The 12,927-nt window shown below is 40.1% G+C and carries 10 protein-coding genes; 1 reads left to right on the top strand and 9 read right to left on the bottom strand.

Annotation, left to right across the window (positions count from 1 at the left end; translation table 11 throughout):
* Positions 1 to 29 precede the first annotated feature (29 nt).
* The 3 genes from kduI to JSQ81_RS17455 are packed head-to-tail and all read right to left on the bottom strand — an operon-like array spanning position 30 to position 2,562.
* Complete coding sequence (gene kduI, locus JSQ81_RS17465; protein WP_212607721.1) at positions 30 to 860, bottom strand: 5-dehydro-4-deoxy-D-glucuronate isomerase; 831 nt, start codon at positions 858 to 860, stop codon at positions 30 to 32.
* A 38-nt stretch (positions 861 to 898) separates the two neighbouring features.
* A complete protein-coding gene (locus JSQ81_RS17460; RefSeq protein WP_212605273.1) occupies positions 899 to 1,912 on the bottom strand; it encodes a sugar kinase in 1,014 nt (337 codons plus the stop codon).
* Positions 1,913 to 1,914: 2 nt separating this feature from the next.
* The gene (locus tag JSQ81_RS17455; protein ID WP_212605272.1) at positions 1,915 to 2,562 is read right to left on the bottom strand and encodes a bifunctional 4-hydroxy-2-oxoglutarate aldolase/2-dehydro-3-deoxy-phosphogluconate aldolase; all 648 of its coding nucleotides are present in this window, start codon (positions 2,560 to 2,562) and stop codon (positions 1,915 to 1,917) included.
* Positions 2,563 to 2,763: 201 nt separating this feature from the next.
* Here JSQ81_RS17455 and JSQ81_RS17450 point away from each other — a divergent pair, with 201 nt between their 5' ends.
* Positions 2,764 to 3,528 (top strand): IclR family transcriptional regulator, encoded by a 765-nt coding sequence (locus tag JSQ81_RS17450; RefSeq protein WP_212605271.1) that lies wholly within the window; start codon positions 2,764 to 2,766, stop codon positions 3,526 to 3,528.
* A gap of 684 nt (positions 3,529 to 4,212) precedes the next feature.
* On the opposite strand, the gene JSQ81_RS17445 is transcribed toward JSQ81_RS17450, so the two are convergent.
* From JSQ81_RS17445 to JSQ81_RS17420, 6 genes are all read right to left on the bottom strand, one after another.
* Positions 4,213 to 5,754, bottom strand: a complete 1,542-nt coding sequence (locus JSQ81_RS17445; protein WP_212605270.1) for a response regulator — start codon at positions 5,752 to 5,754, stop codon at positions 4,213 to 4,215.
* Positions 5,747 to 7,555, bottom strand: coding sequence for a sensor histidine kinase (locus JSQ81_RS17440; RefSeq protein ID WP_212605269.1), 1,809 nt, complete (start codon positions 7,553 to 7,555; stop codon positions 5,747 to 5,749). Before JSQ81_RS17440 ends, JSQ81_RS17445 begins: the two co-directional genes overlap by 8 nt.
* Positions 7,556 to 7,907: 352 nt before the next feature.
* Positions 7,908 to 8,999 carry a glycoside hydrolase family 88/105 protein gene (locus JSQ81_RS17435; RefSeq protein ID WP_212605268.1) on the bottom strand — a complete coding sequence of 364 codons (1,092 nt, stop codon included), beginning with the start codon at positions 8,997 to 8,999 and terminating at the stop codon, positions 7,908 to 7,910.
* Positions 9,000 to 9,074: 75 nt separating this feature from the next.
* Positions 9,075 to 10,382, bottom strand: a complete 1,308-nt coding sequence (locus tag JSQ81_RS17430) for an ABC transporter substrate-binding protein (protein WP_212605267.1) — start codon at positions 10,380 to 10,382, stop codon at positions 9,075 to 9,077.
* Between the two features lie 38 nt (positions 10,383 to 10,420).
* Entirely contained in the window at positions 10,421 to 11,257 is an 837-nt protein-coding gene (locus tag JSQ81_RS17425) for a carbohydrate ABC transporter permease (RefSeq protein ID WP_212605266.1), read from the bottom strand.
* Between the two features lie 2 nt (positions 11,258 to 11,259).
* Complete coding sequence (locus JSQ81_RS17420) at positions 11,260 to 12,186, bottom strand: carbohydrate ABC transporter permease (protein ID WP_212605265.1); 927 nt, start codon at positions 12,184 to 12,186, stop codon at positions 11,260 to 11,262.
* Between the last annotated feature and the right edge of the window lie 741 nt (positions 12,187 to 12,927).

Genomic DNA, 12,927 nt, shown 5'->3' with positions numbered 1-12,927 from the left:
CCCGCCTAAACGAGCACGCTCTTTTTCAATTATCGTAAGTCTTCCATTGCTACGTGGTCCATGTCGTCATACGTGATGTTTTCTCCGCACATGCCCCAAATGAACGTGTAGTTATTCGTTGCAGTACCTGTATGAATTGACCAGCTTGGTGAAATTGCAGCTTGTTCGTTTTTCATGACTAAATGTCTTGTTTCATCCGGCTGTCCCATGAAATGGAAGACACGCGTTTCTGGTTCCATATCGAAGTAGAGGTAAACTTCCATGCGGCGCTCATGCGTATGACATGGCATTGTGTTCCAAACGCTTCCCGGTTGTAGCATTGTAAGACCCATTTGTAGTTGGCAGCTCTCACAGTTATTCGGGTGTACGTATTGATAGATTTTACGTTCGTTCAACGTTCCTGGCTCGCCCATTTCAAGTGGTTTGATATTATTAATATCAATTTTCGTTGTTGGGTACGTGTGGTGCGCAGGTGCTGAGTTGATATAGAATTTAGCCGGGTTGTTTGCATCGTCTGAACGGAAAAGTACTTCTTTCGTTCCGCGTCCAACGTAAAGTCCGTCGCGGCGGTCCATCTTGATTTCTTCACCGTCAAGAACGACAGATCCGTCGCCACCGATATTAATAATTCCAAGTTCACGGCGCTCAAGGAAATAAGTTACTCCTAGTTCTTTATCCAGTTTAATAGTCAGTTCTTCATTTGCTGGTGTAACACCGCCGAAAATCATGCGATCCACATGCGTGTATGTTAAGTGAACTTTTCCTGCTTCAAAAAGTTTTTCGACAAGAAAATGCTCTCTCAATTCATCAGTATTATAAGTCTTAATCTCTTCCGGGTGATTTGCATAACGTGTTTCCATTTCCATTTTAGTCATCCTCCTAATAGTTAAAAGCCTTATTAACGAATAATTTTACCTGTACCATTTTCAGCGAACGCTAGCACTTCATCCGCAGAAAAGACATTGCAATCTCCGTGGACAGTATGTTTTAATGCCGATGCCGCAGTCGCGAATGAAATCACTTCTTCTGGTGAAAACCCTTCCAAAATGCCATGTAAAATGCCTGATGCAAACGCATCGCCCCCGCCAACACGGTCCACGATTGGATTTATATGATGCACTTTCGATTGATACAAAATTCCATCGACGTAGAAATTACCTTGTAAATCATTTTCCGATGCCGATAAAACCTCTCGGAACGTCGAGCTCAAATAGGTAATATTCGGATACATCTCTTGGATTTTAGCGTAATAGTAGCTAAGTTTTTCACTTGCTTCGAGTGTTTCATCCGCTTCTTCAATTCCAAGAAAGTGAATCGCATCCTTATCGCCGCAAGAACAAATATCCACATAGGGTAAAAGCTGTTTAAATACTTCGGCAGCCTCTTCTTTACCCCAAAGCTTTGATCGATAATTAAAATCAAAACTTGTCGTAACACCAAGTTCTTTTGCTTTCTTTAACGCCAGCAATGTAATCTCACTCAAGGCTGGCGATAATGCCGGAGTGATTCCCGTCACGTGAAAAAGTGTTGCGTCACGAAAAATTTCATCAAAATCGATTTCATTTTCCGCTAACATTGAAATACTCGAGTATTTCCGGTCATAGACGACTTGGGCGCTTCTCTCACCAATACCTGTTTCCAAGTAATAAGTTCCCAGACGTTCCCCGCCTTTTAATAAATAATCCGTCCGTACACCATTCGCTTTCAAATGTTTCTCCACGGCATGACCAAGCGAATTATCTGGAATTTTACTAACCATATTTACGTCGTGACCGAAATTCGCCAAGGATATTGCTACGTTCGCTTCAGCACCGCCGTAATTCATCGTCAGTTGATTCGCCTGTAAAAGTCTTTCTCCCACTGTAGTTGAAAGACGAAGCAAGATTTCACCAAAAGTAATAATCTTTTTCATAATTACGCCTCTCTTGCCTTTTGAACTTTTCCGACAAATTTACGAGCATCTTCCGTGATTTTTTCAAACTCACCTGTTTTTGCATGTGCAACCAAACTGCCGCCCACACCTACAGCAACACAACCGTTTTTAATCCATTGATCCACATTGTCCAAATCGACGCCGCCCGTTGGCATGATATTCACTTGTGGCAGCGGAGCTTTAACGCCCTTCACCCAATCAGGACCATATGTATTACCCGGGAACAACTTAACGATATCGACGCCAGACTTCAACGCTTCCTTCATTTCAGTTATTGTCATGCAACCAGGCATATATGGAATTTGATATAAATTACATAACTCCGCCGTGTCTTTATCAAAGCATGGGCTGACAACGAACTCAGCACCAGCAAGGATGGCAATTCGAGCTGTCACGGCATCGAGCACGGTTCCTGCACCAATGACGACATCACTATTATTCTTGTAAACTGCAGCTAATTCACTAATGATCTTATCGGCACCTTGGACGGTAAAGGTAATTTCGATTCCGTTAATACCGCCCTCTACACAGGCTTCTGAAATTTTTAACGCTTCTTCTTCAGATTCGGCTCGAACAACCGCAACCACTCCGCAATCAGTTAGTTTTCTAAGTACCTGTTGCTTTTTCATAACACACCCCCTATAAATTAATTAATTTCCTATTTGGAAACATAGATTATTATATGGAAACTTTCTTCTTTATTATATATAATAAAGAAAGCGTTTACAAGCTAAATCCTTTAATTTGTTTATGAGACAAACTATCATTAATTAATTACCCTTTAATCCAAAACTCGAAGAAAATATGAGCTATGAAAGTAGGAAATTATTATGTCTAAAACTCAAAGTAAACCATATGGCACGGTTCTAATAAAAGCCGATCAAATATTAAATTTCTTGTTTGAAAGTGCACAGCCACAACGTCTAAATGTAATCGCGAAAGCCACCGATATGACGAATTCAACGGCGTCAAAGATTTTAAATACGTTAGGCTTAATTGGTTATGTTAGAAAAGATCCAAAAACCAATGAATTCGAACTTGGGCCTTCCATTATTAAATATGCTAAGCAAAGTCTTAAACAGTTGGATATTAAGAAAATTGCCCAACCGCATTTGGAAGAGTTGCAAAGAATCACGACTGAAACTGTACACCTGGGTGCGATTGAAAATGATAAGATTGTTTATCTCACGAAAATCGAAAGCAATAACCCGGTTACTTTGTATTCCCAGATCGGAAGGTCGATTCCTCTGTATTGTTCAGCTATGGGAAAATCAATCCTAGCCGACCAAACGGCAGAAGAAATCGATGAATATCTAGCTGAACACGAATTAATCCCAAAAACGGAAAATACAATTACTACTAAAGAATCTTTCAGAAACGAACTGAACACCATTAAAAATCAAGGTTATGCAGTTGACGACGGCGAACATGAAGTTGACGTATTCTGCATCGGCGCCAACATCACCGCCCACGGCAACAACTTCGGCGCATTCAGCGTCAGCGTTCCAAAGTACAGAATCACTGATAACTTTACTAATGAAATCATTGAAGCTGTGCAGAATTGTAAAGCTGCAATTGAAGAAGAGCTTCAATGACATAGTAAGTATCGCTTTGGCGAGTACTAGGATAATTCATTATTCTAGTACTCGTTTTTAATTGTACCGTTGATTTCCGTTTCGGGCGGACGCTTTCCTGCGGGCATCACCTCAGCCTCCTCGTCGCTCCTGCGGGGTCTTCGGTTGATGCTGATTCCGCGGGAGTCGCCACCCTACACTTCAATCAACTACTTTCATTAAATTGAGAGAGTTAATCTAGAATGCTACAACATTCACTCACTATTAATCGAAACGTCAAAAATCTATAAGAGATAAATCTGAGTTATACATACCTTGATAGAAGCGTAGTATAGAAACCTTAACTGCCAACTGCTTGTGCTCTCCCAACCCGTAAAGCCCGGTTAATGAGATGGCTTATGGACTTCTACCTAGTGTAATAAAAATCACTGAAATAGTATTAAAGTGATTTTTTCTCATACCATTACTTTCAGATTTAGTGCGCAGTCGTGAGACTCCCGCGGAATTAGCGAGACAGCCGAGACCCTGGACTGAGCGTAGCGAGGGAAGCGGCAGGGAAAGATTGAACTTTATCTTTCCGCTTCCGCGCTCGCCCGCAGGAAAGCGAACGACGGAGCACTAAATCGTATTCAAAGATAATAATAATATTAAACTCACGGAATCCGTGGCTTGCTTATACATCCCTAGAAAAGAGAAAATGTATTCTCACGCAAGCACACTCTTCCGATACTCACCCGGCGTATGCCCCGTGTACTTTTTAAAACAAACACCGAAATACTGCGGATTACTATACCCGACACTTTCAGCCACTTTATAAACCTTCGCATTTTGATCGCGCAATAACTCCATCGCCTTCGTAATCCTTAATTCCAATAAATAATCACCGAAATTCAAACCCTTCTCAAGTTTGAACAAGTTACTCAAATAAGGCGCGCTGACGAAAACTTTATCGGCTACCTTTTGCTGCGTTAACGTCAAATCATGGAAATTCTCATTCATATACGCCATCGCATTATCCACCAGCGAATTATGATTCAAATTCTTTTCTTTATCCATCGAATCCGACCACTCATCGACAAGCCCCTGAAGCGTTTTCGACATTTCATGGAGCGACTCCAACTGTAAAATATGATCAAAAAGCACCGTCATGCTTAAGCTTTCCTCTTCGCCCTTCTTCCACTTCTTAATTTGATAATAAAGGGAAGTACTGTATTTTAAAGCGAGAAGTTTTATTTCCGAAAGCGGTATATTTTTATTGTCAGTAATCGCCTCACATAGCTTTTCCAGCGTTTCCTTCACTTTTAACGGCGATTCCAGTCTAATTTGAGTATTAAACTCTTCGTTTAGTTCATTCAAGATATTTACATTTTGCATCGTACAAGGAATCGTATCGTCGATTGAATACACGCGACTTGTCCCCATAATATGCTTCATATCCATCGCTAGCCGTGACTCCACAAACGAAGTGCTGATTTCAAACAAGTTTCGATACGTTCGCCCAATCGTAATCGTCACGCTATTTTCTAGTTGCGCTTTTAGCTGTTCTAAAATATCGACCGCTAATTTCTTCTCCCGTTCACCATCATCGGTATCCAATGAAAGCAGTAAAACCATCTCATTCATTTCCCCGTTCAACAAATACCCGCTTCCGTTAGAAGGCATCTCAGAAATAGTTTCCGTTACCTGAGCCTTTTCCTCTTCATTGACGTTAATAAGCAACACATTGTAAAACGGACCTTCTAACTGAACGTCGAGGTCAGCTAACTCCTTTTCAATATCGACAATGGTCGCACCGTCTTGATTGGCCAACTTTCGCAAAAACCGTTGCTGCAATAAAGGCAATGATTCAACGAACCTTCTTTCATTCGTCATTTCCTGATTGCATTCCGCCGCGGCTTTTTTAACCTTTTCGATCAAGTCGTCAATTTTGACTGGTTTCAATAAATAATCGAATGCTTTCAACTGAACGGCTTCCTGCGCATATTTAAAATCTTCATAACCAGTCAGAAAAATCACTTTCGTGTGCGGACTCGTTTCTTTTATAACCCTGGCCATATCTAACCCGTTCATAAAAGGCATAGATATATCTGAAACAACGACATGCGGTTGTTCTCTTTCGATCAATTCGAGTGCACTTTCACCATCCGCTGCTTCACCTGCTAGTATAAAACCATGCTCTTTCCATGGAGCTCTAGACAAACTGCGTCGAATAATACGATCATCTTCAACAATGATGACTTTATCCATAGTCTTCGATTTCCCCTTTTACGTTAGGAATAATAATGGTTATTTTTGTGCCTTTTTCAACTTCACTTACAATCTTGAGCTCGCATGTTTTGCCAAAATAACCTTTGAGTCGTTCACTGACACTTCGTAAACCGATTCCGATATATTTTTTCCTATTATCATTATAAGGCGCATCGATTTCCTCTCGAATCTTCGACAATCTTTCTTCACTCATGCCCAGCCCGTTATCCTCAACCTCAAGTTGAATCTTATCCCCGACTGAAAGTACTTTCACGTCAATAAATCCTTGATTGCGATTCAGTTTAACACCGTGGTAAATCGCATTCTCTATCAACGGCTGCAACGTCAGTTTAATAATCCTACTCGATAGAACTTTTTCATCAACATCAAGCGTATAGGAAAAATCATCCCCGTAACGCATCTCCATAATATATAAATAACTCTTAATATGGTCGATTTCTTCTTCAATTGAAATGATTTCATTCCCACGACTAATGCTGATCCTGAAAAAGCTTGAAAGCGCGCTGATCATTTCACTCGCATCTTCGTTAAGCCCCATATCGCATAGCCCTTTGATCGAATACAATGTATTGTAAAGAAAATGCGGATTCATCTGCGCTTGAATAATCGCAACTTCCAATTGCCGCTTTTCTTTTTGATCGAGTTCGATTTGGTTCAATAAAGCTGCATTTTTCTCCATTTGTTCGTTAAAACTGCTATATAGAATCCGCATTTCTTTGGGCACAGCCAACCCTTCAGCTAGCTGCAAATGTTCTCGGTCCACTTTCGTCATTTCATCCGCTAACTTTTCTATCGGCTTGGAAATATATTTTCCAACAATATTTACAATAAAAGTCGCCATGATGATGACGATAAGAAATAAACCCAACATCAAATATTTCATGTTATTAATGGTTTGCAAGATTTGATTTTCTGGAAAAACAGCTGCAACTTTCCATTTGTTCACACCGATTGTGTTATAAATCGCATTCATTTTTTCGCCATGCGCGTTTCTAAAAGCGTATTTCCCTTCTTTTTGCGCTAACTGATTCAATGCCTGTACGGTTTTAGCATCTAACTCATAGTCTTGTGGCACATCTTTCGTTTGTAAAGTACCGTCCGGACTTATCAAGGTCAAATAACCGTTTTTTCCAATTAAGGATTTATTAAAAACCTTCTCAAAAAAGTCCGCTCTCAAATTAAATAAAATGATGGCTTGTTTCGCAGGGTCATCCGATTCGATTAAATGAAATACCGAAATGACATCGTAGGGATTCGTGGTCACTGTATTGGGATGTATATTTCGCCAATAAAAGGATTCCTTGTTCCCCTTGAATTCCGTAAAGTAATCTTCATAGGGAAATTCAGAATTTATTTGCTGCGAACCTTGATAAAAGGAAACTTTCCCATCATCAATATCTATATAAATTGAATCGATAATCGAATTAAACCGATGATAAATCGCACGAATATCGTCATCGACATCTACATATAGCTTCGAGTTTCTCGAATCCAGATCTGTTGCATCCAAAGCTGCAATCTTCGGATCCTTTGACAATAAAACAAGTTGCTCAAAAACATCCGTTAATATAAAATCAATATAATTATTTGTTTGAAGAACCGTATCATGCATACTTTCATATGAGTTTTCTTCAATTTGTTTCGTAGCCAATACATACGAAACCCACCCGATGATTCCGCCGAATATGATAATAATTGATATATAAAATGCATTGATGGTCGAACTAAATGACGAAAATAAGTTTTTTCGACTAAAAGCTTTCATTTTTTCACGAAGCATAGTAAACCCCTGCTTATACACTAATTTTTTTAGAACAAAAGCGCAAAGCTCTCACTTAACGCTGACTTGGAAGAATGCAGTTCAATTCTTCCTTGCTCATAAACTGAATTTTTGAGTACAAAAAAGCACAAGGCGCTTGCTTAGCACCAACTTGGAAGAATGCAGTTCAATTCTTCCTTGCTCATACACTGAATTTTTGAGTACAAAAAAGCTCAAGGCGCTCGCTTAGCACCGACTTGGAAGAATGCAGTTCAATTCTTCCTTGCTCATACACTGAATTTTTAGAGAAAAAAGCCCTCTAGACCAAGTATAGACTAATCTAGAGGACAAGCATAGTCGTTACTTACTCTGCTTATTTTGATATATCATGAACCGCCATTAATGCTAAGATAAATCCGCCCATGCCATGCAAGTCATTTTCTGAAGTAGGTCGTCCAACGTAATAGTCGTATACTCCGGCGGATGTTCCGATACAAATTCCGCTTAACTCAAGATGATCTCCGTCGACTTTCACCATGTGTTCTAGCAAACCTTCATACGCTTTATCAACAACCGCTTTATACGAATCATCGACAATTCCCGCTTTGATCGCTTTGGCAATCGTGTAGATAAATAATGATGAACAGGAAGATTCTAACCAGTTATCTTCTCTGTCGCCTTTATCTACGATTTGGTACCAAAGACCAGATTCTTCATCTTGGAAGTTAACAATCGCTGGGATGAACTGCTTCAACTCTTCCACAAACACTTCTTGTCCATGCTTTTGACCTTCCAACAATTCCAGTAGATCAACGAGCGCAGTTCCGTACCAACCAACCGAACGGCCCCAAAACTCTGGTGAACAACCCGTTTCTTTATTTGCCCATGGCTGTTCTTTCTTTTCATCCCATGCGTGGAATGGAAGTCCAGTATTTGGATCTTTCATATGTTTTCTCATTAAGTTTTCTTGAAGCAAAACTGATTGGACAAGTTCTGGCTCATTGAAATGATTGTCATACATTACCATGAACGGACCTGCCATAAATAGTCCATCCAACCACATTTGATATGGATATTTGTCTTTATGCCAGTATCCGCCTTCGGATGTTTTATTAATTGTATTTAAAAGATTTCTTAATTTCTTAGCAGCAATCAAATACTTCTTCTCTTTAGTCGCTTCATAAAGCGGGAATAATAAAATCCCAACTTGGAGTGAATCGAGTTCGTCTCTATCGAAATAGAAGTTCCCTTCGTCATCCAATAAGTTGTCCACATACGCCTTCATATAATCGAAATACTCATCTTTTCCAGTAGCTTCCCACACGCGCATCATCCCGTACAAGAATACACTTTGGTGGTAATGCCATCTATTTGCCGGCGGTAGTTCTGCTGGCGTAAACGTTTTCATTATTGTCTGGCAAGCCTTCTCGGCAATTGCTAGTGATGTTTCAGTTTTAGTTGTCATGTTTACTATTCTCTCCCCGGTAGTTTTTATATAGTAAATCTGAGTGCCGATGAATCAACACTCAGATTACTATAATTATTTCATTGCGTCATTATATTTAGCTTCTGAATCTTCAACCGCTTTTGCCCACTCATTAAGGAATTCTTGAACAGTGCTGTCTCCACTCATTACTTTTTGTGTTCCAGGGTCTACCGTGTTGTCAAGAATTGAACGGTAGTCCGGTAAGTAAAACGGTGGCTTGTATAAAACAGTTTGCGGATTGTCATACACTTCAAACGCTGTTTTAATATGAGCTGAATCTTTGATCCAATCCATCTCTAAAACATCAGAGTTCGTAGGAATTTGACCGACTTCCTCGTTCCAATAACTTTGGCTTTCAGCAGAGTTAATGAACTCAACGAATTTCCAAGCTTCATCTGGATTTTTCGTCGTATTGAAGATTGACATATTAATCGTGTTTCCACCTTCAGCTACATATCGTCCATCTTCTGTTTTCGGAAGTGGAATTGCTTCGAATTGATCTGGTTCGAAAGCTTTACTATGCTCGCCGAAAGAACCGATATTATGGTGAACCATTGCTACAACGCCAGTATCGAAACCAGCAATCATTTCTTTGTAATCGTTAGTTATGTCACTCTTAGGCGTGTTCTTTTTGTATAGTTCGAAATATTTCTCAAGAAACTCAACGTGCTTTGGATCATTGATTGTTGATTTTCCATTATCGTCAAAGTAATTTTCCAAACCGGAATACGCAAACATCAAACGTTGAAGTTGGAAAGATCCACCTGAACCGCCGCGGATCGTATAACCGTATCGGCCATCAATCGTCATTTCATCGACTGCAGTAAAGAACTCATCCCAAGTATCTGGCGCTTCGAGTCCTGCTTCTTTAAACCAATCTGAACGAATCCAAATAACATCTAAGTTTTGTGTGTACGGAATACCATATAACTTACCATCACGTACGACATCTTTGTTGAAAGTAACTGCACCTTCGTTAATTAACTCATTCAACTCTGAATCAGCTAAATAATCATCTAACGGAAGCAGTGCTTCACGAATCGAAAACTCTGGCAACCAACTTGTTTGCACGGAACCAACGTCCGGCATATCATCGGCTGCAATCGCTGTATCTAATTTAGATTTTGAAGAATCTTTCGGAAGTCCAACATAATCAACATCGATATCCGGATTTGCATCTTCAAAGTCCGCGATTAATTTTTCCCAAATCGGCGTACGTTGTGGTCCAGCGTTTTCATCCCAAAATGTGATTTTCGTTTTACCGTCCGCTGTCTTGCCACCTTTATCACTACTACCGCAACCCGCTAAAATTCCACCAGCAACTAGCATTAACAGCAAACTGATTTTAAGTAAGTTCTTCATGGATGTTCTTCCTCCTTATAGTTACTTGCATGTATTGATTAACCTTTAACTGCCCCGCCCATACCGTTAACAAGGTGCTTTTGTGCATAAGCGAATAATATAACTGCTGGTACTAATGCGATTACACTTCCCGCGGCCAACGCACCGTAGTTGACGTTGAATTCACCCATCATAAAGCTTAAACCGACTGGCAATGTGAACTTGCTTTGTTGATTTGTCAGCATGAGTGCCAGTAAGAACTCATTCCAAGTATAGATGAATGTGAACACCGCTGTTGCAACAATTCCTGGAAGAAGTAATGGCAGCATGACCAAACGCAATGATTGCAATTTACTTGCTCCATCAACCGAGGCCGCTTCTTCCAAATCCCTTGGAATATTCCCGATAAATCCGCTCATCAAGATGGTCGTAAACGGTATCTCCACGGCGGTGTACGTAATAATCAGCGACAACGGATTACTGATTAACCCCATGCTCTTGAAAATAATGAACAACGGGATGATTAACATCGCTCTTGGAATAAACTGCGTGGCGAGCAACATTAACAAAAATGAACGTTTTCCTTTAAACTTGTAACGGCTTAATGCATACCCCGACAATGTCGATAAAACGATAACAACAAGCACTGTCGAAATACCGACGATCAAACTGTTTTTAAAGAATGTCGCGAATCCGACGTTATTCCAAGCGACCACAAAGTTTTCAACAGTTGGTGCGGTCGGAAAATATTCTAACGGACGTTTTACAATATCGCCTTCATGCTTGAATGCTGTGTTTATCGTCCAATAAATCGGAAAAATTGTCCACGTAAACATTAATGTTAAAGGGAGGTAAAAAAATAAAATTTTGTTTGTGCGACTTCTAGAGTTGACCATTTTTATTCGTCCTCCCTTTCATATCCAGTAATCTTCAAGTAAACCATGGCAAAGACAAATAGTAGAATAAACGAAATTACTGTTAATGCGGATCCATATCCGAAGTCACTTCCGTTTACAGCCAGGTTAGCTATATACATCGTCAGTGTCGTCGTGGAATTCGCAGGACCTCCACCCGTCAAGTTGAAAATCAAATCGACGTTGTTAAATTCCCAAACCGTTCTGAGTAATGTCGTTAACACGATCGTGTTTTTCAAATGCGGCAACGTAATGTGAACAAATGATTCCCATTTACTTGCGCCGTCAATATCCGATGCTTCATACAATTCTTCCGGAATACTTTGAAGCGACGCCAACAACGTAATTGCGAAAAACGGAATCCCTCTCCATAATTCAGCGATGATGACCGCGATGAAAGCACTGGATGTACTTGCAAGGAATGCTTGCGGTTCGCTGATGATTCCAAGTTTCATCAGGATGTCGTTGAAAACACCCATATGTTCGTTATACATCAACGACCACATTACAGAAGCGAGTACGCCTGAGATTGCCCACGGAATGAAGGCAATGGCACGAACGAAGCCTCTAAGTCTAAATGTTTGGTTAAGCATTACGGCAAATAGCAATCCGAATACTAACTGAAGACCAACTTGAGACACAACCCATTTTAAACTTGTCCATAAACTCGGGAAAAAGAGTTTATCAGCTGTAAAGATATTAATGAAGTTATCAAAGCCAGCAAACTTATTATAGAAAGGTGCTGAAATGTCATAGTGTTGGAAAGCGTAATAGAAAACGGTTCCAATCGGGTAAAATAGAAAAGTAGCGATAATTAGAAATGACGGCAAGATAAACAAATATGGAATCCAATTATCTATTTTAAACTTGCGCTTCACTTTCACATCACCACTAAGCTGTTTTGAGCTCATCGTAGTCCTCCTTCCACTTTCTTAACTTGACCTAAGTCTAAATGAAAACGCTTTCTTTTATAAGATAATATTTTAAGGTCTTTGTTAGATTTTTTAACATCTTTCGAATCTTAATAGTTAGATAGTGGATAGAATGGCTATGGGGCGGGATTTGTTAGATAGTGTGTTGCCTAGTTGACGTGATTCGTTTCCTGGTTTCGATTAAATGTGGCGTACTTTGGGTAATACGTTGGGTTCTATATAGAATTTTCAATGAAGACCGCTTCGGCGCTGGTGGATGCCTCCCGCAATAAGCCTGATAGAAAAACACTATCAGTCTTATTGCTCCAGCTACCACTGGAAAGGCGCCTTCGCTGGATTGTTTTAGTAGAATTTGACGTTTCTGTAGCTATAGACTATTAGTTTTTGATTTCTAAGAGTTTCTGAACTAGAGCTCTATCAAAATCCACTAAATTTTTCTATTAATACGCATTCAGTACATAATAATTTACATATTCCAAAGTAGGCACTAAATAACTCCCTCTGTACAATGAAAGTAGTTGATTGGAGTGGAGGGCGGCGACTCCCGCGGAAATAAGCGAGACAGTCGAGACCCTGGACTGAGCGCAGCGAGGGAAGCGGCTCGACGCTCGCCCGCAGGAAAGCGCCGCCCGGAACGGAAATCAACGGCCCATATAAAAAATATCTTAATAATGGAAAACAAAAAACATAGCACCCATAACAGGTACTATGTTCTTAATT

Source organism: Sporosarcina sp. Marseille-Q4063 (assembly GCF_018309085.1).
Classification (GTDB): domain Bacteria; phylum Bacillota; class Bacilli; order Bacillales_A; family Planococcaceae; genus Sporosarcina.
This window is presented reverse-complemented; position numbering and strand designations above follow the sequence as displayed.

What these genes read in the sequence shown, in the direction of transcription:
- kduI (WP_212607721.1), bottom strand. Translation starts at nt 860, where the DNA reads ATGGAAACACGTTATGCAAATCACCCGGAAGAGATTAAGACTTATAAT.
- JSQ81_RS17460 (WP_212605273.1), bottom strand. Translation starts at nt 1,912, where the DNA reads ATGAAAAAGATTATTACTTTTGGTGAAATCTTGCTTCGTCTTTCAACT.
- JSQ81_RS17455 (WP_212605272.1), bottom strand. Translation starts at nt 2,562, where the DNA reads ATGAAAAAGCAACAGGTACTTAGAAAACTAACTGATTGCGGAGTGGTT.
- JSQ81_RS17450 (WP_212605271.1), top strand. Translation starts at nt 2,764, where the DNA reads ATGTCTAAAACTCAAAGTAAACCATATGGCACGGTTCTAATAAAAGCC.
- JSQ81_RS17445 (WP_212605270.1), bottom strand. Translation starts at nt 5,754, where the DNA reads ATGGATAAAGTCATCATTGTTGAAGATGATCGTATTATTCGACGCAGT.
- JSQ81_RS17440 (WP_212605269.1), bottom strand. Translation starts at nt 7,555, where the DNA reads ATGCTTCGTGAAAAAATGAAAGCTTTTAGTCGAAAAAACTTATTTTCG.
- JSQ81_RS17435 (WP_212605268.1), bottom strand. Translation starts at nt 8,999, where the DNA reads ATGACAACTAAAACTGAAACATCACTAGCAATTGCCGAGAAGGCTTGC.
- JSQ81_RS17430 (WP_212605267.1), bottom strand. Translation starts at nt 10,382, where the DNA reads ATGAAGAACTTACTTAAAATCAGTTTGCTGTTAATGCTAGTTGCTGGT.
- JSQ81_RS17425 (WP_212605266.1), bottom strand. Translation starts at nt 11,257, where the DNA reads ATGGTCAACTCTAGAAGTCGCACAAACAAAATTTTATTTTTTTACCTC.
- JSQ81_RS17420 (WP_212605265.1), bottom strand. Translation starts at nt 12,186, where the DNA reads ATGAGCTCAAAACAGCTTAGTGGTGATGTGAAAGTGAAGCGCAAGTTT.